At 70.4% G+C, this 21942-nt stretch carries 25 protein-coding genes and 1 tRNA gene; 8 read left to right on the forward strand and 18 right to left on the reverse strand.

What is annotated here, in order from left to right; translation table 11 throughout:
* Positions 1–18 precede the first annotated feature (18 nt).
* The 3 genes from ACT3HL_RS02050 to thsB all read right to left on the reverse strand — a co-directional run bounded on the left by ACT3HL_RS02050 (position 19) and on the right by thsB (position 3574).
* Positions 19–522: a DUF7549 family protein gene (locus ACT3HL_RS02050; protein WP_445085135.1), complete on the reverse strand. Its 504-nt coding sequence runs from the start codon at positions 520–522 to the stop codon at positions 19–21.
* A 71-nt stretch (positions 523–593) separates the two neighbouring features.
* Positions 594–1583, reverse strand: coding sequence for an ornithine cyclodeaminase family protein (locus tag ACT3HL_RS02055; RefSeq protein WP_445085136.1), 990 nt, complete (start codon positions 1581–1583; stop codon positions 594–596).
* A gap of 341 nt (positions 1584–1924) precedes the next feature.
* Entirely contained in the window at positions 1925–3574 is a 1650-nt protein-coding gene (thsB, locus tag ACT3HL_RS02060; protein WP_445085279.1) for a thermosome subunit beta, read from the reverse strand.
* Positions 3575–4017: 443 nt separating this feature from the next.
* Here thsB and ACT3HL_RS02065 point away from each other — a divergent pair.
* A tRNA-Ser gene (locus tag ACT3HL_RS02065) sits at positions 4018–4102 on the forward strand.
* 383 nt (positions 4103–4485) lie between these two features.
* Positions 4486–4662, forward strand: coding sequence for a hypothetical protein (locus ACT3HL_RS02070; protein ID WP_445085137.1), 177 nt, complete (start codon positions 4486–4488; stop codon positions 4660–4662).
* Positions 4663–4772: 110 nt separating this feature from the next.
* Here the strand turns inward: ACT3HL_RS02070 and ACT3HL_RS02075 are convergent, their stop codons facing one another.
* Positions 4773–6353, reverse strand: coding sequence for a 2-isopropylmalate synthase (locus tag ACT3HL_RS02075; protein ID WP_445085138.1), 1581 nt, complete (start codon positions 6351–6353; stop codon positions 4773–4775).
* 106 nt (positions 6354–6459) lie between these two features.
* Positions 6460–6807: a DUF192 domain-containing protein gene (locus ACT3HL_RS02080; RefSeq protein ID WP_445085139.1), complete on the reverse strand. Its 348-nt coding sequence runs from the start codon at positions 6805–6807 to the stop codon at positions 6460–6462.
* Between the two features lie 134 nt (positions 6808–6941).
* Between ACT3HL_RS02080 and ACT3HL_RS02085 the strand changes: the two genes are divergently transcribed.
* From ACT3HL_RS02085 to ACT3HL_RS02095, 3 genes are all read left to right on the forward strand, one after another.
* Positions 6942–7520, forward strand: a complete 579-nt coding sequence (locus tag ACT3HL_RS02085) for a DUF7097 family protein (RefSeq protein ID WP_445085140.1) — start codon at positions 6942–6944, stop codon at positions 7518–7520.
* Between the two features lie 123 nt (positions 7521–7643).
* The gene (locus ACT3HL_RS02090; RefSeq protein ID WP_445085141.1) at positions 7644–8192 is read left to right on the forward strand and encodes a GMP synthase subunit A; all 549 of its coding nucleotides are present in this window, start codon (positions 7644–7646) and stop codon (positions 8190–8192) included.
* 219 nt (positions 8193–8411) lie between these two features.
* Positions 8412–10361 (forward strand): DUF2070 family protein, encoded by a 1950-nt coding sequence (locus tag ACT3HL_RS02095; protein ID WP_445085142.1) that lies wholly within the window; start codon positions 8412–8414, stop codon positions 10359–10361.
* 104 nt (positions 10362–10465) lie between these two features.
* On the opposite strand, the gene ACT3HL_RS02100 is transcribed toward ACT3HL_RS02095, so the two are convergent.
* The 13 genes from ACT3HL_RS02100 to ACT3HL_RS02160 all read right to left on the reverse strand — a co-directional run bounded on the left by ACT3HL_RS02100 (position 10466) and on the right by ACT3HL_RS02160 (position 19421).
* The gene (locus ACT3HL_RS02100; protein ID WP_445085143.1) at positions 10466–10723 is read right to left on the reverse strand and encodes a DUF3194 domain-containing protein; all 258 of its coding nucleotides are present in this window, start codon (positions 10721–10723) and stop codon (positions 10466–10468) included.
* Between the two features lie 4 nt (positions 10724–10727).
* Positions 10728–11132 (reverse strand): prefoldin subunit beta, encoded by a 405-nt coding sequence (locus ACT3HL_RS02105; protein WP_445085144.1) that lies wholly within the window; start codon positions 11130–11132, stop codon positions 10728–10730.
* A gap of 55 nt (positions 11133–11187) precedes the next feature.
* Complete coding sequence (locus tag ACT3HL_RS02110; RefSeq protein WP_445085145.1) at positions 11188–11496, reverse strand: KEOPS complex subunit Pcc1; 309 nt, start codon at positions 11494–11496, stop codon at positions 11188–11190.
* A 12-nt stretch (positions 11497–11508) separates the two neighbouring features.
* Positions 11509–11643 (reverse strand): DNA-directed RNA polymerase subunit P, encoded by a 135-nt coding sequence (locus ACT3HL_RS02115; RefSeq protein ID WP_445085146.1) that lies wholly within the window; start codon positions 11641–11643, stop codon positions 11509–11511.
* Positions 11644–11713: 70 nt separating this feature from the next.
* Positions 11714–11986, reverse strand: a complete 273-nt coding sequence (locus ACT3HL_RS02120; protein ID WP_445085147.1) for a 50S ribosomal protein L37ae — start codon at positions 11984–11986, stop codon at positions 11714–11716.
* Positions 11987–12093: 107 nt separating this feature from the next.
* A complete protein-coding gene (locus tag ACT3HL_RS02125) occupies positions 12094–13428 on the reverse strand; it encodes a cobyrinate a,c-diamide synthase (protein WP_445085148.1) in 1335 nt (444 codons plus the stop codon).
* A 57-nt stretch (positions 13429–13485) separates the two neighbouring features.
* Positions 13486–14298, reverse strand: coding sequence for an adenosylcobinamide amidohydrolase (locus ACT3HL_RS02130; RefSeq protein ID WP_445085280.1), 813 nt, complete (start codon positions 14296–14298; stop codon positions 13486–13488).
* Between the two features lie 50 nt (positions 14299–14348).
* The gene (locus ACT3HL_RS02135) at positions 14349–15359 is read right to left on the reverse strand and encodes an aminotransferase class I/II-fold pyridoxal phosphate-dependent enzyme (RefSeq protein WP_445085149.1); all 1011 of its coding nucleotides are present in this window, start codon (positions 15357–15359) and stop codon (positions 14349–14351) included.
* Positions 15349–16380, reverse strand: a complete 1032-nt coding sequence (locus ACT3HL_RS02140; RefSeq protein ID WP_445085150.1) for a nicotinate-nucleotide--dimethylbenzimidazole phosphoribosyltransferase — start codon at positions 16378–16380, stop codon at positions 15349–15351. Before ACT3HL_RS02140 ends, ACT3HL_RS02135 begins: the two co-directional genes overlap by 11 nt.
* On the reverse strand, positions 16371–17015 hold the full coding sequence (locus ACT3HL_RS02145) for an NTP transferase domain-containing protein (RefSeq protein ID WP_445085281.1): 645 nt from the start codon (positions 17013–17015) through the stop codon (positions 16371–16373). The genes ACT3HL_RS02140 and ACT3HL_RS02145 overlap by 10 nt, the downstream gene beginning before the upstream one ends.
* Positions 17015–17803 (reverse strand): adenosylcobinamide-GDP ribazoletransferase, encoded by a 789-nt coding sequence (gene cobS, locus ACT3HL_RS02150; protein WP_445085151.1) that lies wholly within the window; start codon positions 17801–17803, stop codon positions 17015–17017. Before cobS ends, ACT3HL_RS02145 begins: the two co-directional genes overlap by 1 nt.
* Positions 17800–18762, reverse strand: coding sequence for an adenosylcobinamide-phosphate synthase CbiB (gene cbiB, locus ACT3HL_RS02155; RefSeq protein ID WP_445085152.1), 963 nt, complete (start codon positions 18760–18762; stop codon positions 17800–17802). The genes cobS and cbiB overlap by 4 nt, the downstream gene beginning before the upstream one ends.
* Positions 18753–19421, reverse strand: coding sequence for an HAD family hydrolase (locus tag ACT3HL_RS02160; RefSeq protein WP_445085153.1), 669 nt, complete (start codon positions 19419–19421; stop codon positions 18753–18755). The genes cbiB and ACT3HL_RS02160 overlap by 10 nt, the downstream gene beginning before the upstream one ends.
* Before the next feature lie 172 nt (positions 19422–19593).
* On the opposite strand from ACT3HL_RS02160, the gene ACT3HL_RS02165 reads away from it, so the two are divergent.
* From ACT3HL_RS02165 to ftsZ, 3 genes are all read left to right on the forward strand, one after another.
* Positions 19594–20208, forward strand: coding sequence for a double zinc ribbon domain-containing protein (locus ACT3HL_RS02165; RefSeq protein WP_445085154.1), 615 nt, complete (start codon positions 19594–19596; stop codon positions 20206–20208).
* A gap of 214 nt (positions 20209–20422) precedes the next feature.
* A complete protein-coding gene (locus ACT3HL_RS02170; protein ID WP_445085155.1) occupies positions 20423–20605 on the forward strand; it encodes a ribbon-helix-helix protein, CopG family in 183 nt (60 codons plus the stop codon).
* Between the two features lie 4 nt (positions 20606–20609).
* The gene (gene ftsZ / locus ACT3HL_RS02175; RefSeq protein ID WP_445085156.1) at positions 20610–21818 is read left to right on the forward strand and encodes a cell division protein FtsZ; all 1209 of its coding nucleotides are present in this window, start codon (positions 20610–20612) and stop codon (positions 21816–21818) included.
* Positions 21819–21942 lie beyond the last annotated feature (124 nt).

A 21942-nucleotide genomic window follows, 5' to 3' on the forward strand; every position in this document is an offset into this window, starting at 1 on the left:
GCGCGCACGCCGGGGGCGTCACTGGCGCTCGACGGTTAGGAGCACGCCGCCGAAGACGAAGAGGAAGACGACCCCGATCGGCAGCGGAACGCCGGGGAACCCCCGAGTCGCGAGCAGGTAGGTCGCCACCGCGAGCACGACGCCCGAGAGCGTCAACAGCCCGCCGAGCAGCCGAACCGGATCCACTGGGCCCCCCTCGAGCCGCTCCTCGTACCGGTAGTAGAGAACCGACACGACGACGGCGACCGCGAGGAGCGCGGCGCCGACCGTCCAGACCCGATAGGCCGCCTCGATCGTCTGTCCCGCCTGAAACGCGGTCGCCGAGAGCGGGTCCGAAACCGTGACGCGGCGGGCGAGCGGCACGCCGAACGCGTAGCGGACCTGCACGAACGGGAAGCGGACGAAAAGCACCGACCCGCCGGAGACCCCGGTCGAGTAGGTGACGTTCCAGGGGACGAACGCGGCCAGCCACGTCGAGACGACCGCGAGCGCGCCCGCGTGCTCCGCGCGTACCCAGACCATACGTTGGCAGCGTCGGCGGTTCTGTAAAAGCTACCGGAGCGAGCCGATCGCTCGGGGCCGAGCCGGTTCGGCTATTCGAGACCGAGGAGATCGAACGGGTAGCCGTTGCCGTTCTCCTCGGCGTGTTCGTAGACGATGTGCGCCGCCGCGACGTCCTGAATCGCGAGCCCAGTCGAGTCGAAGACGGTGAGCCCGTCGTCGGCGACGCGGCCCGGCTTCCCGCCGGTGACGATCTCTCCGATCGAACCGTAGACGTCGTCGTCGTCGAGCACGCCCTCGCTCCACGGGACGTTGATCTCGCCGGAGTGCGTCGTCTGCTCGTAGTCGTCGATGACGAGCTTCGCGTCGAGGAGGATCTCGTCGTCGAGCTCGTGTTTGCCCGCCGCGTCGGCACCGATCGCGTTGACGTGCGTGCGCTCTCCCACGTCCTCGCGGGCGACGATCGGCGACTCCACCGGCGTGACCGTCGAAAGGACGTCGCAGGCGGCCGCCTCCGCGATCGATCCGGCGCGGACGTCGAACTCGTCTCCGAAGGCGTCGATGAAGTCGGCCACCCGCTCCTCGTCGAGATCGGAGATCACGACCGTCTCGATGTCCCGCACTTGGGAGATCGCGCGCAGTTGCGTGTACGACTGGACGCCCGCCCCGACGATTCCCAGCGACGCCGCGTCGGGAACGGCGAGGTGGTCCGTCGCGACCGCGGCCGCCGCGCCGGTCCGGAGCATCGTCAGCTCCCGGCCGTCCATCACGGCGAGCGGCACTGCGGTCTCGGGGTCTGAGTAGATCATCGTCCCGAGCACGGTCGGCAGGTCGAACTTCTCGGGGTTGTCGGGGTGGACGTTCACCCATTTGACGCCCGCGGCGTCCCACTCGCCGGTGTCGAGGTACGCCGGCATCGAACGGAAATCGCCGTTGTACCGCGGCAGGTCCACGTAGGACTTCGGCGGCATCTGTGCGTCTCCGCGCTCGAACGCGCCGAAGGCCTCCTCGATCGCCGGAACCAGCTCCGACATCGAGGCGTTCTCGCGGACGTCCGCCCCGTTCAACAGCAGCGTGTCCATACCGATCGTTCCCGCGTTATCCACTTAATTCGCACCCTTTCTAAATCGAATCCCAAATCTAGTACTAGAATGGTATTTTGCTCTAACCCAACGGAGGTAAAGCGAACGACCCCTCGTTCCGAGTGTCGGATGCCCCGCGGTGATCGATCGAAACGACTACGCGGGGGATCCCTCGGGCGCGGGGAACGCGTCGACTTCGATCGCGAGAGAAAACGAGGCGTTCGGGGCGTCGGGCCCCGTTTCAACGGGCCCGCGACGTGCGGGCTAGCGGTTCGGTGGGTCCGAGCGCTTCGGCGCTTTCGGCGTCGGTCGGCGTGGTGGTGTGCAGTCGGCTCCTGACTTCACATCGCGCCGCCCATACCGCCCATGCCGCCCATGCCGCCCATGCCGCCGGCGCCGCCGGGCGCGCCGCCCTCGTCGCCGTCGCCGCTCGTGCTCAGTTCGTCGGCGGCGATGATGTCGTCGATCTTGAGGACGAGGTTCGCGGCCTCGGTCGCCGAGGAGAGCGCCTGCTCTTTGGCGTGCGCGGGCTCGACGATGCCGGCCTCGAAGGTGTCCTCGACGTCGCTGCTGAAGACGTTCAGGCCGGCGTGGACGTCGCCGTCCTCGTGGGCCTCGCGGATTTTGACGAGCATGTCGATCGAGTCGAGCCCGGCGTTCTCCGAGAGGACGCGCGGGACCAGTTCCACGGCGTCGGCGAACGCCTCGACGGCGAGCTGCTCGCGGCCGCCCACAGAGCCGGCGTAGCTGCGGAGCCGACGGGCGAGCTCGACCTCGATCGCGCCGCCGCCGGCGACCACGCGGCCGTCGGAGACGGTCGTGGCCACGACGTCGAGCGCGTCGGTGACGCCGCGTTCGATCTCGTCGACGACGTGGTCGGTCGAGCCGCGAAGCAGCAGCGTGACCCCGTGGGCCTCGTCGCCGAGCCCCTCGACGTAGAACAGCTCGTCGTCGCCGTCGCGACGGACCGAACCGCTGCCGAGATCGTCGGCGGTGAGGCTGTCGAGATCGGAGACGACGTTGCCGCCGACGACGTCGCGGAGGAACGCGATGTCGGACTTCTTCGTCCGGCGGACCGCGAGGATTCCCTCCTTCGCGAGGTAGTGCTGGGCGAGGTCGTCGATGCCCTTCTGGCAGAAGACGACGTCAGCGCCCGAGTCGACGATCTGCTGGACCTTGTCCTTGAGCTGTTTCTCCTCTTGATCGAGGAACTTCTGGAGCTGGTCGGGCGACTCGATGTTGACCTGCGTGTCGACGTCGGCCTCCTCGACCTCGATCGGCTCGTTGAGAAGCAGGATGTCCGCCTCGTCGAACGCCGTCGGCATATCGTCGTGGACGGGGTCCTTGTCGATGACGGCGCCGTTGAGCAGCTCGGACTCCGTGGTCGCGCGACCGGTCTGCGTCTCGACGTTGACGTTCGCGAGGTCGACGATGTAGGAGCCGTCGTCGGCTTCGACCGTCACGGCCTCGACGGTGTTGACGATGAGCTCGGCGAGCAACTCCTTGTTGAGCTCGGAGCTCTTGCCGGTCATCGACGTCTCGGCGACCTTCGTCAGGAGCGCCGTGTCGTCGGGCTCGACCGACTCGGAGATGTCGTCGACCGCCGAGCGGGCCTCCTGGCTCGCGAGGTGGAATCCCTTGATGATCGCCGTCGGGTGGATGTCCTGTTCGAGGAGGTCCTGGGCGTTCTTCAGGAGCTCGCCCGCGACCGCGACCGCCGTCGTGGTACCGTCGCCGGCCTCGTCCTCCTGGGTCTCGGCGACCTCGACGATCATCTCGGCCGTCGGGTTGTCGATGTCCATCTCTTTGAGGATCGTGACGCCGTCGTTCGTGATGGTCACGTCTCCCATCGAGTCGACGAGCATCTTGTCCATCCCTTTCGGGCCGAGTGTCGATCGTACGGCCTCCGCGACTGCGCGAGCGGCCTGAATGTTGTACTCCTGCGCGTCGCGGTCCTTGACGCGCTGGGCGTCATCGCCCATAATGATCATCGGCTGACCCTGCATTCGCTGACTCATAGACAACGTGTGATTGTTTGTGATTCTATATAAATCCTTCGCTATCGGCTCTCACTCCCTCTCCCGTCCAGATCGGCTGACACGGCATATATCGGCGAATCAGTCCTGTATGATGGTAATTGTGTGGTACTGTATCTCACCCGTCGCCGCGGGAACCGCGCTCCTCGATCGTCTTTTATAAGCGATGCGGATCGTCGGCCGACTCATACTGATTGTTCTCGTCTCTCACCGGTGAGCGGCGCCAACGGGGCGGACGCTCACCGGTACCACGTGAGAACAATCGGTATCAGCGCGAATCCGCTCGAGGGCTGGCTCGTTCCAGAGTCGAATTCGAATCGACGACGGGAACGGAGCCGTGCCGCAGTCGCTCCGAAAATCGAAACCGATTAAACGCCCCGATGCCGAAGTACGGGTGAGCCGAGGTAGCCTAGCCCGGCCAAGGCGGCAGATTCGAAATCTGCTGTCCATTCGGACACGTGAGTTCAAATCTCACCCTCGGCGCTTCTCTCCGATCAACCCCGCAGCGGCGCGCCTGTCGCGCCGTGGTACGCGTTGATCGGAGTGGCCGACTGCCGAGATTTGAACCCGACGAGTTGCAGCCCGCGCAGCGAACGGAGTGAGCAAGCTGGACCGTCTCGGCTCGGTTCAAATCTCACCCTCGGCGCTTCTCTCTGATCAACCCTCCAGCGGCGCGCTCTTCGCGCCGTGGTACGCGTTGATCGAGGCTGTGCGACTTCTGAGAGTTGCACCCGGCGAGTCGCACCCGCGCAGCGAACGGAACGAGCGAGCGGGACCGCCTCGACACTGCGGGTCGACGCCGTGTCTCGGTTTCACTTTCACTCCGCTAGGCTGACTTACATACCCCTTCGGGTCGACGTCGGAGTATGCACGCGACAGCACTCGAAAAGCCGGCGGCGGACCGCGGCAGCGAAACGCGGCGGATCGACGTCACGGACGTCGAAACCGCTCGGGTCGCCGAATACGCGGCGCACCGGTCGACCACGGGCGATGTCCGGTTCGAGCGCCGCGGCGGGTGGACGTACCTCGTCGAGGACCGCTGAGGCCGCTTCACTCGGCAGCGGCGGGGCGAACGATTTCCGTGACCCGTGCCGCTCAGCGACGCGCGTGGCCACTCGTCGGTGCGGTCCGGAAGACCCGACGACTGTCCGACTCAGTCGTCCGCCAGCGTGGCGTCTTCGGGCCCGAGTTCGCCGTCGTTCCTCGAGGCGGCGTCGGCGGCGAGGAGCCGATCGAGCGCCTCGACCATCGCGTCGACGCTGCAGCGCGTGATGTCCGAATCCGAGGTCGCGACCGTGACCGAGCGGTCGCCCTTCGACATCTCCACCTCGACGGTGACGACGGCGTCGGTGCCGCCGGTGATGGCGTCGACGTGGTAGGAGTCCAGTTGCGCGTTGGCCTCGGAGCCGAGCGCGGCGCGGACGGCCTCGACCGCGGCGTCGACGGGGCCGCTGCCGGTGCCGGAGGCGACGCGCTCTTCGCCGCCGACGCGGAGTCGAACCGACGCGGTCGGCGTGCCGCCGCCGGACGCGGCGGTGAGGCCGACAAGCTCGACGTACCGATCGCGCTCGCGCCCTTGGACGTCTTCGGCGATCGCCAGGAGGTCGGCGTCGGTGACGCGCTTGTCGCGGTCGCCGAGGCGCTTCACGCGCTCGACGACGTCGGCGAGTTCGTCTTCGGTCACCTCGACGTCGTGTTCCTCCAAGGCGGCGCGGACGCCGGCGCGGCCGGCGTGCTTACCGAGGACGAGCCGCCGTTCCCGACCGACGAGCTCCGGCGGGTACGGCTCGTACATCGTGTCGTCCTTTAGCGTGCCGTCGGTGTGAATGCCGCTCTCGTGCGTGAACGCGTTCTCGCCGACGACCGCCTTGTTCGGCGGCAGCGGAACGCCCGTCGCGTGGGAGACCTGCTGTGCGAGGTCGTACACCTGCTCGAGGTCCAGCGTCTCGACCCCGTAGCCGTGCGCTAAGGCGATGGCGACCTCCTCGAGTGCGACGTTGCCGGCGCGCTCGCCGATGCCGTTGATCGTGCCGTGGACGAGGTCCGCGCCCGCCGCGAGGCTGGCCCAGACGTTCGTCATTCCCAGCCCGAGGTCGTCGTGCGTGTGCGTCGACACCGGTCCGAGCTCGGCGAGCCGCGAGACGTACTCGTAGGCCGTCTCCGGCGTCGCGTGCCCGACCGTGTCGGCGAAGCACGAGCGGTCCGCGCCCGCGTCGAGCGCCTCGCGCATCAGCCGCTCGAGGAAGTCGAGATCGGCGCGGGAGCCGTCCTCTCCGATGACCTCGACCCAGAGGCCGTGGTCCTTCGCGTAAGCGACGAGCTCGGCGGTCTTTTCGACCACCTCGTCGTGGGTGGTCCCGACCTTCCGCTCGATGTGCTTGTCGCTGGCGGGCACGACGATCGTGACGCCGTCGACGTCGCAGGCGAGCGCGAGGTCGATGTCGTTCTGGACGCCGCGGGCGAAACTCGTCACTGTCGCGTCGAGGTCGAGCGCGGTCACCTGTCGGATGGTCTCGCGCTCGCCCTCGCCGGTGCAGGCGCTTCCCGCCTCGATGAACTCGACGTTCGCTCGATCCAGCGAGCGGGCGATGTCCGCCTTCTCGTCGGGCGTGAGCGAGACACCTGGGGCCTGCTCGCCGTCGCGCAGCGTCGTATCTAGAAGCTGTACGGAGTCGTCAGAATCCACGGTGGATGCAAGGGGTAAGTTGGGGTTACCCCCGAATAAATCGACCACGAGTCATGTGCTCACACGGACTGTGGTCGCGCAGCTATATAAATTGACGCTTCTCGACGAGCCGTGCCGGTTCGACGCGTCTGCCGGTCTCGGGCGCGCGCGGCCCTCACTCGACGATCCGGACGGAATCGCCGATCTCGACGTCCGCGGCCGCCCCGGCGGGGAGTTCAACGACCGTGTCGGCGGTGGCGGCACCGATCCCGCGCCACGCGCGGAGTCGCTTCTTCGCGACGACCTCGCCGTCGACGAGCCAGAGCGCGTCGAGATCGAAGGGGACGAAGACCATGTGGAGGTCGCGCTCGCCGGGCTCGTCGAAGCGAAACACCATCGCGTAGCCCTCCGGGATCGACCGCCGAAACATCAGTCCCCGAGCCTTCGAGAGGAACGTCTCTACGACCTCGACGTCGTCTGCGAGCGTCTCTCGCTGGCCGTCTCGGTGGTGGTCGACTCGCACAGGTGGGCCCTCTCCGTGCGGGCGGATAAATCGACCGGCTGCCCGCGGTATGTCTGTCGCGCTGCGACTCGCTGACGCGGTCACCTCGACGTGGCACCGGCGGATTCAATTCGCTGCGGGCCGTCGCCTCGCGTGTGCGCGAGACACCCGATGGAACGCCGGTCGGCGTCGACGACCCCTACGAGCACGCCGGCGTCTGCGATCACCTCACCGACGACGGCCGCTGTCGGTTCGCGCTGGAGGGCGCCGGCCGCGACCCCGCGTTCGCGGCCGCCCGGCGCGCGGATGAGTACGAGTGCGTCGCGGCCGACGAGGCCCACGAATTCCGCGACTGTCCGCACTACCGCTCGACCACCGACGGCCGCGAGTGCGTCCGCTGCGGGCTCGAAGCCGTCCGGATCGCACACGAGGACTCGCGCTCGCTCCTCGAAGAACACCACCTCTCGTACGGGAGCGCCGGGGGCGGTTCCCCGTCTACCGGCGCTGGGAGCGACACCGACGCCGACGACGGGACCGACGAGCCGAGCCACGAGATCACCGTCGCGCTCTGCCGCTGGTGTCACGCGAAGATCCACCGCTCGTTCGCCCGCATCGACGACGACGCCGAACCCGACCCCGAGGCGTTCGCCGCCCGCGAGGAGCGCCGGTCGAAAGAACAGGTGGAACTCGGTTTTTCAACGGCCCGGGAGCGCCGCGAGTCGAACTCCGAGTGATGCGAATCGAGCACTGGATGACGCGGACCGGCCCCCGAGCACCGGCCGTCCCGATACCACGCAGACCGATCGCCCACAGACCGGGCGCTTTTTGCCTCTCTTCGCTGTAAGAGTCTGCAACTGATGGCTCGCATCGTCGTCATCGACAACCACGGCCAGTTCACCCACCTCGAGCGGCGGGCGCTCCGCGACCTCGGCGTCGACGTCGAGATCCTCGACAACGAGACGCCCGCGTCGGACATCGACGCCGACGGGATCGTGCTCTCGGGTGGACCGGATATGGACCGCATCGGCAACTGCCCCGACTACCTCGACCTCGACATGCCGGTCTTCGGCATCTGCCTCGGGATGCAGATCCTCGCCGCCGAGCTCGGCGGGACGGTCGGCTCCGGCGACTACGGCGGCTACGCCGACGTCGACGTCGAGATCCTCGACTCTGACGATCCGCTCGTCGGCTCGCTCGCGCCCGAGACGCGCGTCTGGGCGAGCCACGCCGACGAAGTGAAAGACGTGCCGGACGGCTTCACGCGGACGGCGACCTCCGACGTCTGTGACGTCGAGGCGATGAGCGATCCCGACCGGGGGCTCTACGGCGTGCAGTGGCACCCGGAGGTCGCTCACACCGAACGCGGCGAGGAAGTGTTCGAGAACTTCGTGGCGATCTGCGAGTGATGCTGATCGTTCTCGCGATGTGCCGGTGATCGCCACCACCCGGGTGGGCGATCGCCGGGACGAGCCGAGAACAGTCGGCATGAGTCTGTCGCCGCAGTCGGACGCTCCGAGCGTCCGGGCGTCCGGCGCCACACCGAGCTCCGATCGGACGTTTGAAGCATCTGACCGGGGTTCACACGAATTGACCCCCACGCGACTGCGACGCTCCCTCCACCACCGATGACCGCGACACAAAGCGACCTCGCAGGGCTCTCCCGGTACATCTTCCGCGCGCCGAGCTGGTACGCCAGCCTCTCGTTCGCGCTCCTCCTCGCGGCTCTCGCCGGCATCGCCGCTTTCGACTCCGGCGCGTACGCGCGGACGTGGCGGGGGCTGTTCTTCCTCGGCCGCGACGCGTGGGAGGGGATCTTCTTCATCGGCGTCCCGACGGTCGTCGCCGCCGCCGGGACCACGTGGCTGGACCGGCGCGTCGGCGGCAGGCTCACGCGCAACCGATCGTCGCTGCTCGCGCTCGTCTCCGAGACCATCCTCGTGACGATCGTCACGCTCGCCGCGATCGTCTCCGTGTTCACCGGGCTCGGCCAGCGGTTCGTCTTCGACGCGCTCGTCATCGGCCTCGCCTCGATCTTCGCCTTCCGGCTCCTCGTCGTGATGGCGGTCTCGGGATCGTCGGTGCTCGTCGCGTCGATCCCCGCCGGCCTCCAGACCGCGGCGGCGGCGGTCCTGCTCTTCGTCTACGGCGGCACGCTTCGCTTTCTCTCGGTCGGCGGCCCCCTCCTCGACGCGTACCTCACGGAGTACCTCTCGCGCACGGAGAGCGCGCCGGCGGAGCTGTCCGCGATCACCGCCGAGCACTTCCTCCTTCTCGCGCTCACCTGCGGGCTCTACGCGCTGGCGGTCTACGCCTTCGTCGTCGCCGTCGACCGACCGTGGCAGCGGAGCCTCGGCGTCTCCCTCCTAGATTTCCTCCGCGGGTTCGTCGGCCACGTCGCCGAGGGCTCCCGCGAACTCGAGGAGTTCTTCCAACAGCTCGGCGAGGAGGCGATCGTCCCCGTGTCGGTGCTCTCGTTCCGGACCGGCCCGGGGGCCGAGAAAGCTCGGTTCGTCCTGCCGATGATCCACCCGGGCCCGATGGGCGAGATCGGCGGCGGCAACTTCCCCGAGCGCGTCGCCGCCGACTGCTCGGGGCTCGTGTTCCCGCCGCACGCCACCGCCGGCCACGACTTCAACCTCGTCACCGAGCGCGAGGTCGACACGATCCTCGACGCCGCCCGGACGGCGGCCTCGAAGGTCGAGTACGGCCGCGACGCGACGCGGAGCGTCCGGGCCCGATCGGGCGAGGCGTCGATGCTCGGGCAGGCGTTCGGCGACGACGCGCTCCTGATCTCGACGTACGCGCCCGGCTACGCCGACGACGTCGAGTTCGGCGTCGGGCTCTCGGCGGCCACAGAGGCCCGCACGAGCGGCCTCGACGACGTCGTCCTCGTCGACGCGCACAACTCCAACGACGGGCTCTCCGGCCCGGATCTGGGGCACGTCACGCCCGGCTCCAAGCGCGCGTTCGATATGATCAGCGCGGCGGGAATCACGGGCGAGCGACTTTCTGCGGCCGATCAGGGCGACCTCGAACTCGGCGTCGCCTGGGACGAGACGCCGTGGACGCCAACCGACGGAATCGGACCGCTGGGCGTTCGCGTCGCCGTCACCGCCGTCGACGGACAGGAGACCGCCTACGTCCTCGTCGACGGGAACAATATGGAACCGGGGCTCCGCGACGAGCTCGTCGACGCGCTCGTCGGTAGCGGGGCTCCGTCGGAGTCCCGGGAAGCCGGCGCAGCCGACGACGGCACCGTCGACTCGGCCGAGGTGATGACCACCGACACCCACATCGTCAACACCGTCGAAGCGGACAATCAGGTCGGCGCGGCGATCGACTGGGGCGACCTCCGGACGCTCGTCTGCGACCTCCTCGCGGAGGCCCGCGCGGACCTCGAGCCCGTCGAGGCGGGCGTCGCGGTCGAGCGCACCGAGGTGACGGTCTTCGGTAACGACCGCACGGAGACGCTCGCCAGCCACGCGAACGCGGTCGTCGCGATGGGCGGGGCGTTCGCGGTCTCGGTCATCCTCGCCGCGGTGGCGGTGAGCGTCCTGATCTTCCTGTTCGCGTGAGCTCGGTATTCTGTTCGCGTGAGCGTCCTGCACGTCGCTTCCTCGGTCTGAGCGGCCGCTGATCGAGTGAGCGTGAGATAGAGCGGAGCGCGCCGTCCCGGCCCTTACGCCGAGTCCGACTCGAACAGTTCGTCGACGGCGTCGCCGGCCGCGCGCGCGGCCTCGTCGGCGACCGTTTCTGCGGTGTCGCCGGTCTCCTCGTCGCCGTCCGGCGCGTTGACGTACACGTCCACGTCGAGGACGCCGTCCTCGAACGTGACGGTCACGTCGAAGTCGGTCAGCTCCGACTGCTTGTAGTGGGCGAGAATCACGCCCTCTGCGGCCTCGGCGGCCGTCTGGACGACCTCTTCGTCGGTCGGCATCGGCTTATGCGCCGCCGGCGCCGCCCGGGCCCATCGGTCCGCCGGCGCCGCCGGGACCGCCGGCACCGCCCTGCAGCATCTGCTGGAGCTCCTGCTGGAGGCTCTCGAACTGCTCTTCGACGCGCTCTTCCTGCTTTTTGAGCTGTTCGGTGCGGATCTCGAGGCTGTCGACCTTCTCCGAGAGCTCCTCGTGGGCGTCGTCGTAGTCCGTCTCGACGAGCAGCTCGCCGATCTCGCGGTACATCGTCGTCTCCTCGTCGATGTCGCCGAGGGCGTCGAGCGCCGTCTTCGACTCGTTGAGCGTCGTTTCGGCCTGTTCCTTCTGGGCCGCCACCTTCTGTGCGGTCTCCTGAAGGTCCTGCAGTTCTTCGAGTTTCTCCTGCGCTTCCGGCGGCAGATTACCCTGCATACCCGGTGCGACGTGATGCGGACTGAAAAAGGCCCGTATTCCCACCCGGTCGTCGCTACGGCTCTCCGGCGGCGGGCCGATCCGTCCGATCGCTCGCGTCGGCGGCCACGTCCTCGGCGACGGCGACGAGCCGCATCCACGTGTTCAACCCCGCGCGAAACGCCACGAGGTCCGCGGCCGCGACGTCGACGCGGACGACGCGGCCGTCGCGCTCGACGCCGGCGCGGGACCGCTCGTCGACGATCTCGTCGACCTCGACGCGGACGCTCTCGGCGACGACTCGCGCGCGCCGCTCGTCGGCGTACTCGAAGTCGATTGCGGCCTCGTGATCGGCCCCGTCTGCGGAGGCCTCTCGGCTCGCCATCGAAGAAGAACCTTATTCGACCGGGACGTTCTTGACGTCCGGCGCGCGCTCTTTCAGCAGAACGCGGTGACCGCAGTACGGACAGCGGACGCCGCCGTATTCGTCCAGTTCGACGTCGCGCTTGCATCGGGAACACTTGTAGCTCATTGAGTAGTGTGTCGGTGTGAGGCGTGTTGGGTCTTTCGTGTATCCTGTCGCGTCACGTCGCGAGCGGCGCTCACTCTTCGCCGTCGCCGGAGAGCGCGGCGCGGATGGAGCGGCGGACCTGCTTGCCGCCGGGGGTCTGCGGTCGGTAGCTCCCGCCGGTGAAGACCTCGCCGGTCTCCTCGTTCTTCCAGATCCCGGGTTCGAGACGGGTGACACTATCCTCGTCGACGGTCGCGTTGCGCATCTCCGCTTCGATCTCCTTCACGCGTCGGCGGGCGACCCGCCCGTATCGCGCACCGAAGCGACCGGCGCTGCCGGTCGTTCGCGCCTTGTTCTCGGCCATAGTATCGCGGTGTACCCCCGGCGTCGGGATAAACCCTGCGAGATGCGGTCGGTGGGCGGCGCCTCGAGGCGGTGGCCGGATCGAGGCGATACCTCCCGCGGCGCCCGTTACGAGACGGTTTCGAGCAGGTAGTCGAACGCGCCGGACCCCACGTGAAAGTGCGCGTAGGTCCCGAGCGTCCGGTACTCGCGGAGGCCGTCGTTCGCGCCGTCGACCCCCGCGCCGCGGACCATCTCGAAGGCGTACCGCGCGTCGGTCGCGGCCGTCGCCGAGGAGTAGTGGAACTCGTGTCCCCGGCGCGTCTCGCCGGCGGGCGCGATGAGGCAGTCCTCGCGCGCGCGGACGCCGACGTGGTCCAGCGCGACCGGACTGTCGGTCATCCGCGTCTCCACCGGGAGGACGCCGGCCATCCCGTGCTCGGTCCCGTCGCGCGTCGTCAGCGACTCGCCGAGGGCCATCAGCCCGCCGCACTCTCCGAGGACCGGCAGTCCCTCCGCCGCGAGCGTGGCCAGTTCGCCGAGCGTCGCCGACGCCGCGAGCGCCTCCGCGTGCCGCTCGGGGTAGCCGCCGGGGAGGTAGACGACGTCGCAGTCGGGGACGGGATCCCCGGCAACCGGCGAGAACGGTTCGACGGCCCCGCGGGCGGCCAGCCGATCGCGCGTGCTCGGGTAGACGAATCGAAAGGCGTCGTCGGCCGCGACCGCGACGCGGACGCCCGTCTCGTCGGCGGCACGGAGTGACGGCGCGGTGTCGAGACCGGGCCGGCGCGCGATGTCGAGAAGGGTCTCGGTCTCGATGTGCCGCGCCGCGGAATCGAGCGCGTCGTCGGCGACGGGCGACTCGTCGCCGAAGTGGAGTCCGAGGTGACGGTCCGGGATCTCAAGCCCGTCGAGCGGCGGCGTCCGACCGACGTACCGCAGTCCCTGGACGGCGTCGCGGATGCCGCGCTCGTGGCGGCCGCCGTGCGCACGGGCGGCCAAGAGCCCGACGACGTCGACGTCGTGGCCGGCGCGCTCGGCGTACTGCTGGAAGCCGAGCGCCGTGGCGGCGACGCTCTCCATCCCGGCGGTGGCGTCGACGACGAGGACGACGGGCAGATCGAGCGCGTCCGCGACGGCGGCGGTGCTGACGTCGCCGTCGTAGAGGCCCATCATCCCCTCGACGACGCAGACGTCGCCGTCGCCGGCGCCGCGGGCGTAGGCGCGACGGAGCCCGAGTTCGCCGCCCAGCCACGGGTCGAGCGTCCGCGAGGGGCGGCCGACCGCGGCGGCGTGGTGGCTCGGATCGATGAAGTCCGGTCCGGCCTTCGCGGCGACGGGGGTCTCCCCCGCCCGTTCGAGCGCGCGGCAGACGGCGAGCGTCGCGACGGTCTTGCCCACGCCCGATGCCGTCCCCGCGAGCACGACTCCGGGGAGGTCTGAGGGGACCGCGTCGGTCGTCATCGGGACTGTGTGGGGTGCGCAATCGGTTAAATGATTCCGTCCCGGTCGCCGTCGGGTTCACCGGTCGGGTTCGCCATCCGCCACCCGACTCACCCTCGCGCGTTCATCGGTCACGACGCCGTATTCGGCGTCTTCGACCGTGGCTGGTACGGTATCGCCGCCGCCGTACCGCGAGTCGAGCGCCGCGAGCAGCGCGTCCCGAACGCAGGCGCGGGCGGCCGACCCGACGGCGGTGGCGCTCCCCGAGAACGCCGCCGCCTCGCCGGCGGGGTCGCAACCGACGAGGACGGCGTCGGAGGTCGTCCCCGGGAACCCGGTCCGCGCGAGCAGCGTGGCCGCCTTCGCCTCCGCGGCGACGGCGACGAGGTTCGCGAGCGCGCCCGGCGCGAGCGAGCGGGCCGTCCCGACGACGACGTTGACGGTCCCGGTTCGGGGGCGTTCGTCCGCGTCGGAGCTCCTCGCGGTCGGGGGTCGATCCGTTCCCCGCTCGTCCGGGACCGGCAGCGCCGCCGGATTGCTCACGCCCGCCGTCACGACGGCCTCCACGTCCCCGAGTCGCGCGCGGCGGGCGTGCCGCATCGAGACGCCGGTGAGAAGCGCCGGCGAAGCGTCGGGGGGCGACCCGACCGCGCCGGGGTCCGACGCGATCGCGTCGGTATCTGACGCGGACGCGTCGGGAACGGGGAACCCGGCTGCCCGGCGGCGACGGTTCACGTACGCGGTCACGTCGGTGTCGTCCCACCCCTCCGGCACTGAGAGGATGTAGGCCGCGTCCGACCGGGACTCCCCGCCGTCGTGGCCCGTCGAGAGCCACCGCGTCCCCGGGCGGGAGAGCCGACAGACTTCCTCTCGGACGGTCGCCGCGAACACGCGGGACGAGTTCGCGCCGGCGCGCAGCGCCGTGCCCTCGTCGCCGTCGCTCATCGGTCCAGCAGGGCGGCGAGCAGCCGGTCGTTCTCGTGCGGTCGGCGCACCGCCACGCGCACGTGCGAGTCGAGCCGCGAGAAGGTCCGCGCGTCGCGGATCTCGACGCCCGCCGCGCGGGCGTCCCGGCGGATCGAATCGACGGACCGCTCCGGTCCGACGTCGAGAAGTAGGAACGGCGCGTCCGAGGGCGCGACGTCGAACTCGGCGGCGAGCGCCTCGCGCATCCGGGCGCGCTCGGTCGCGACCCGCTCGCGCGTGCGCTCGACGAACTCGGTTCTGCCGAGGCAGTACGTGCCGACGGCGGCGGCGGGCGTCGAGAGCCCCCACGCCGGCCGGGCCGCGCGGAGTCGGTCGCCGAGGTCGCCGGTCGCGACGGCGAAGCCCGCGCGGACTCCGGGCAGGCCGAACATCTTCGTCAGCGAGCGGGCGACGATCGCTCCCGACTCGCCCGCGAGGCTCGGCGCGTCGGTGAAGTCCAGAAACGCCTCGTCGACGACGAGCGCCGTTCCGGCGTCGCGACACTCGGCCAGAAACGACCGGAGCGCGTCCGGATCGGCGAGGTCGCCGGTCGGGTTGTTCGGTGTGCAGACGACGGCGGCGGCGCACTCGCTCGGGTCCGAACCGAGGAGGGAATCGTGGGCGACGCCGACCGGACTGCCGCCCTGCAGTCGGACCTCGCGGGCGTACTCGCCGAAGCTCGGTTCGGGGACGAGCACGCGGTCCCCGGGCGCGACCGTGACGCCGAAGGCGAGACGGAGCGCCGCGAGGCCGCCGGCGGTCGGCACGACGGCCGCGGGGTCGCAGTCGACGTACGCGGCGGCCGCCGCGCGGAAGTCCGCGAAGTCGTCGGCGTACCGGGTCGAGTCCGCGAGAGCCGCCTCGTAGACGCCGGCGACGCCCTCGGGCCGAACCGGGTTCGTGTTCGCGCTGAAGTCGACGAGGTCCGGGTCGCCGCTGCCGCCGTGCGGGACCCGCTCGACCGCCCCGACGCTGTCAGGGTCCATTCGGACCCTCCCGGTCGGCGCCGGTCTCGTGACGGTCGCCGTTCAACCGTTCGAGCACCGCGAGCGTCGCGTCGGCGACCGCCCCGAGCCGACCGGCGTCGTCGGCGAGGTGGAGCGCGCCGCCCATCGCCGCGCCCTCCTTGCCGACTCCGTCGGCGTAGGCCGTCAGGGGGCCGGCGTCGTCGGCGTCGAAGCCGGGGTCGGAGACGGCGAGGTCGAGACCGAGCGCGTCGGCGGCCTCGCCGAGCCGCGGTACGTCGGCGGCGAGATACGACGTCGTCGCGAGCGTCGCGCGCTCGGGAACGCCGGCGTGGCGGACGAGCGCGGCGGCAGCGAGCAGCTGTGTCCCGCCGCCGAGGACCACCTCGGTCCCGGACTCGAGCGCGCCGGCGGTCAGTCCGGCGGCGACGGCCAACACCGGATCGCCGACGAACCGCGCGGTGCGCTCGGGCGTGTGTGCGCCCGAGCCGGGTTCGATGTCTGAGGACTCCAACGCCGCCTCGACGACGCGCTCTTTCAGGTCGAGCGGGTTCTCCGGGAGCGAGGACGACGTCGAGCCGACGACGTCCTCGCCGAGCGCGCGGAGGACCGCCATCGCCGTGGTCGTCCCGCCGGGGATCGTCTCGCCGACGACGATCCGCTCGTCCGGCAACGCGCGTCCGAGGTTCCTCGCGGCGGCGAACGCGCCGGGGGCCGTCGGGACGGGGTCGCGCTCGCGGATGTCGCGACCGGGGCGCGCGCCCACGGCGATCGCCGGCGCGCCGGTCGGCTTCGAGAGGCCGCCGTCGACGACGGTCACGTCGAAGCCGAGGAGCTCTCGGACCGCGCGCGTCACGACCGCGGGCGTCGGACAGCCCGTCGGGCTCACGGGCGTCACGGGCGCGCGGACGGTCCGCCCGTACGTCAGAATCTCCGCGTCGGCGCTCGGCGTGTGGACGAGCAGCTCGCGCGAGGCGCCCGCGGCGCTGATGCCGTCGATCTCGGCCGTGCGGGTCGTCCCCGCGACGAGGATCACTCGCACAGCGCCTCCGCGAGTTCCCTGTCTCCGGGTCGGTTCACGTTGACCGCGAGGCGGGCGTCGTACGTCAACGCCACGGTGTCATCGTCGCCGGCGACGACGTTCAGCCCGGTCGGGGCGACCGGTCGCCCCCCGTGCTCGAAGGCGGTGTCGACGGACGCACCGAGGCGACGCTTCAGCGCGACGGGGACGCAGACGGTCAGCGACGGCGCCGAGGCGTCGGTTTCGGATTCCCTCTTCGCCCGCTCGACGGCGTCGTCGACGTGCACCGATGCGAGCAGCGGGAGATCGGCCGGCACGGTGAGCGCCGGCCGGCCGACCTCCTCGAGCGCCGCCTGCAGATCGGACACGTAGCCGTCGCCGGGGGTCTCGACCACCGAGGTCGAGAGCCGGCGCGCCCGCTCGGCCGTCGCGGGCGCGTGCGGCGAGACGACGGCGTGGACCGCGTCGATCTCTCCGGTCGCCGCAGCCCGGCTCCCCCGCACCGCAGCGATGACGCGGTCGAGCATCGCTTCGCCGCCGACCTCGACGAGCGGCTTTTCGCGCCCGGTCGGCGCCGGTCCGCGGTCACCGTCGTCGCTGTCGTCGCCCGCCCGGCGTCCGTCGCCGCGAAGCCGCGTGCCGCGGCCGCCGCACATCACCAGAGCGTCCACGCGATCACCCCCGCGTGAACGGCCGCGACGCGCCCCAGTTCGTTCGCCGCGCCGAGGACGTCACCGTTGATCCCGCCGAGCGCGCCCGTCGCCCAGCGCCCGAGCAGCCACGCGGCGGCGACGGCCGCGAGGAGGGGCGCGAGCGCGACTCCGACCCTCACGCCGGCGACGGGGGCGAGCGCGACGACCGGGAGGACCGCGACGGCGACGGGAACGAGATCGGCTGGCGTCGACTGATCGGTTAGCGCGGATCCGAGCCCCTCGTGCGCCGCCTCGCGCGTGCAGACGAGCAGGGCGATGCCGGCCTTCGCGCCGACTTCCGCGGCGACCGCGAGGACGAACGCAGCGCGGTGGGCCATCCCCGCGAGCGCGAGCGCGCCGAGGCCGAGGGTCGCGATCGCGAGCGCCACCGCAAGCGCGCCCCCGACGCCGATCTGCGAATCTTTGAGGACCTCGCGCCGGCGGGCGGCGTCGGCGGCGCCGTGAACCGCGGCTGCGTCGCCGAGATCCGCCAGTCCGTCGGCGTGCGTGACGCCGGTGAGGAGCGCGAGCACCGCGAGGTACAGCGCGGCCGCGCTCGGGGCGGGGATCGGGAGCACGAGCGGCACCGCGGCGAGCGCGCCGACGGCGTAGCCGACGAGCGGGATCGATTCCGGCGCGCGCCGGAACGCCTCCCACGACGCCTCGCTCCCTCCAACGGGCAGGCGAGTGAGGAACGCCAGCGCGCCGCGGAGCGCGCTCGGGAGCTCGCGCGCGCGGCGTAGTCGGCTCACAGCCACGCGACCACCCCCGCGAGGACCACCGCGAGCGCGCCGGCGCGCCGCGTCAGTCGCACGGCGTTGGAGCCCGCGTCGACGTCGGGGAGCGATGCCGCCGTCGCCCGCGTCCGCGACGCCCCCGTTGGATCGAGGTCGTACGCGCCCGGCTTGCGTAATCGAGCGCGGAGCAGCGCCGCCATCGTCGCCATCGGCCACCCGGAGTTCGGCGACGACGGGCGGCGGGCGAGCGATCGGACGCGGCGCCGGAACGGGAGCGTCGGCGCCCCTCCGACGACGGCCAGCAGCAGCGCGGTGAGCCGTGCCGGCAGCCACATCACGGCGTCGTCGAGCCGGGCGGGCGCCCACCCGATCGGCTTCGATCGGTACCCGAGCATCGAATCGAGGGTGTTGACCGCCTTGACCCACGCCGCCGCGCCGGCCGCGAGCGGGAGGGCGAGCGCGGGGTCGACGACGACGGCGCCGACGACGGCGAAGGCGAAAAGCGGGGCGACGAGCCCGTCGGCGAGGTTCTCCGCGAGGCTCTCGACGGCCGCAGAGCGCACGTGCGCGGCGTCCAGCGCCGAGGCGTCGCGCCCGGCGAGCGTGCGGAGGTCGCGCCGCGCCGCGTCGAGGTCGGCGTCGCTCGCGCGGATCACCGCGCGCGCCTCGCCGAGCAGGAGCCGCAGGCTCGTCGTCGAGAAGAGGACACCGGCGGCGACGACCGAGCCGACCGCTGGACCGATCCGCGCGCCCGCGGCGACGGCGGCGGCCGCGACGCCGGCGAACCCCAGCGGGAGGACGAACGCGACGAGGAGCCCTCTGGCTCGCGGGCGCGAGCGATCGACCGAGCGGCGTTCGATCCCCCCGACGACGCGCCCGAAGAGCGCGACCGGATGGATCCGCCCCGGCGGTTCCCCGGCGACGGCGTCGAGGCCGGCCGCGAGAGCGACCGCGGCGGCCGCCGTCAGGGGCATAGCGACCCGCCCTCCCCCCCGAGCGTCCCGTCGCGGAGCTGTGCGGTGAGCGATTCGAGAGGGGTCTCGGTCACGTCGAGGAACCGCCCGCCGAGCGTCGCGATTCCACCGTCCGTCGCGGGGTCGTCGCCGACGTGGGCGAGGGCGTCGACCGCGACGCCCAGTTCCTCGGCGACCGCCTCGAAGGCCCGCGCGTGGGGCTTTCGCCAGCCACAGCCCACGCTCGTCACCACGGCGTCGAACGCCCCCGGTTCGATCTCGGCGCGGCGCAGTGCGCGCGCGGCCAGCCCCGGAATCGAACAGTTCGAGAGGATACCGACCGGACCGCGCGCCGCGGCGGCGGCGACGGCGTCCGACGCACTTTCGCGGGGGTCGACCACGGGGTCGAAGGCGGCCGCGACGGCGCTGTGCACGGTGCTCGGCGCGGCGGCGACGCCACGGGACCGGAGCGCGGCCGACACGTGTTCGGGGAGCGGCACCTCGGCGCCGTCGGGCACGTCGACGTGCCACTCGGCGTAGGCGTCGCCCCAGTCCGCGGGAACGGCGACCTCGCGCTCGCGGAGGGCTCTGGCGACGGCTGCGGCGGGGTCCGCCGGCGGCTCCACCTCGAGGAGCGTTCCGAAGAGATCGAACGTCACTGCCCAATCGGTTACTGCCACTACGTTTGCGTCGGTGAAAGTGAACTTGACTGTGTCGGATACTGCGATTCGCGAGTGACGGCCGCAGTGTCGATCGGGTACTCCGTGGACGGTGGCCGGTGTCGGACGCGCCAGATGACGTCTGTCTGACGCGTGGGAAGATTGATATACTCGGTTGCGTATGTTGCACTCGATGAGTAAGATCACGTTCCGCGCCGACGACGACCTCGTCGCGCGGTTGGAGGCGCTCGAGACCTCCAAGAGCGAGGCGATGCGCGAGGCGCTTCGCGGCTACCTCGACGGCGCGGAGCGTGACGGCGACACGAGCGGCGGTCAGCGGTCCGAGGCGGACCGTGGTGCGGACGCCGCGACCGAAAGCTCGGAGACGGACACCGTCGACGGGGTCATACGCGAACGCGTCGACGCGCTGGTCGCCGACCGACTCGACGAACTCCTCGGAGAGGGCGCCGCCGACCGACCGCGCCCGCGCGGCGCCCGAGACCTGAACGTCAACGTCACCGTCGACGGCGTGCGTGCGGATCACACTGACGATCCCGAGGAGGCGCGGACCCCGCCCGAGTCGGATCGTAAGACACGCGTTGATCCCGGCTCGGCGACGACCGGCTCGCAGGCCTGTGAGAAGTGCGGCGAACGCGTCGACGACGAGCACGTGTACTGCCCGAACTGCGGCGAGAAGGCGTCTCACCGTGTGTTCTGTGAGTGCGGTGACGAGCTCAGATCCGACTGGGCGTTCTGTCCGGGCTGCGGCCGTCGGACGTCAGCGGCTGACGTACTAGAACGCCCGTAAACGTCACCGAATCGGTTGTAAACGCCGGTTCTGCCCGGAGTGTCTTACAAACGGCGTTACATTTATAAGGTATGCCTCTGTTGGTAACTTCCGCGTAAGACGGTCGTCTTACAGCGTCGGTGGGGGCAAGGGGAGAGACCCGCTGTCTCCCGGTTCCGGCGGTGTAAGACATTCGCACGGTACGTGCGCGCCGTCTTACCGGGGGAATATACCAATGGAGCGTGTGACACTACGAATTCCGAAGCAGCAGATCGAGGAGGTCGAACAGATGGTCGAAACGGGGGAGTTCCCGAATCGATCTGAGGCGATCCGCTCGGCTGTGCGCGAGATGATCAACGAACAGCAGGACGGGCGCGACCGGCGCGACTCGGCCGCGAAACACTGGGCCAAGGTGTAAGACGATGCAGGACATTGTCAGAGAGGCCATGAAGCGCGACGAGGAAGAGCGCGACGCCACCACCGGGGCCGAGGAGGACGACGAGTTCGGGAGCCCCCGAATCGTCATCGTCGGGGCCGGCGGCGCCGGCAACAACACCGTCAACCGCCTCTACAACATCGGTGTCGACGGCGCGGAGACGGTGGCGATCAACACCGACAAACAGCACCTGAAGATGATCGAGGCGGACACGAAGATCCTCGTCGGCAAGTCCCTCACGCAGGGGCTCGGAGCCGGCGGTGACCCCTCGATGGGCGCGCGGGCCACCGAGATGGCTCAGGGGACGATCAAGGAGGTCCTCGGCGAGGCCGACCTCGTCTTCGTCACCGCGGGGATGGGCGGCGGGACTGGCACCGGCGCCGCGCCGGTCGTCTCGAAGATCGCCAAAGAGCAGGGCGCGATCGTCGTCGGGATGGTCTCGACGCCGTTCAACGTCGAGCGGGCCCGGACGGTCAAAGCCGAGGAGGGGCTCGAAAAGCTCCGCAACGAGGCCGACTCGATCATCGTCCTCGACAACAACCGGCTGCTCGATTACGTCCCGAACCTCCCGATCGGCAAGGCGTTCTCGGTGATGGACCAGATCATCGCCGAGACCGTCAAGGGGATCTCCGAGACCATCACCCAGCCCTCGCTCATCAATCTGGACTACGCGGACATGTCCACGATTATGGACCAGGGCGGCGTCGCGGTGATGCTCGTCGGCGAGACCCAGGACAAGAACAAGACCCAAGAGGTCGTCAACGACGCGATGAACCACCCGCTTCTCGACGTGGACTACCGCGGGGCCTCCGGCGGCCTCGTCCACATCACGGGCGGCCCGGACCTCACGCTGAAGGAGGCGGAGGGGATCGCGAACAACATCACAGAGCGACTGGAAGCGCGCGCGAACGTCATCTGGGGCGCACGCATTCAGGACGAGTACAAGGGGAAAGTTCGCGTTATGGCGATTATGACGGGCGTCCAGTCCGCACAGGTGCTCGGCCCGTCGACGCAGAAGCAGGCCGACCGATCCCGACAGAGTCTCGAGTCTTCGGAGTTCGATGCCAGCGAAAACGTTGAGGTGGCCCAGAGCAACGCCGGATCCAACGGATCGAAAGCGACCGGCGGCTCTTGGCAGTCCGACGGCGGAAAGAACCAGCGCGAAACGAAGAACGGACTCGACGTCATCCGGTAGACGTCGATATCGCCCGGCCGAACGCGTCGGCCGGGACGCGCCGATAGACCACCGGCGCGCGTTGTCTCCAGTTTTCGCGTTCCGTCCGGATCCGATTTTTCCTGCGCTCGGTCCCGCGAGCGAC

This window comes from Halobellus sp. GM3, from assembly GCF_052545375.1.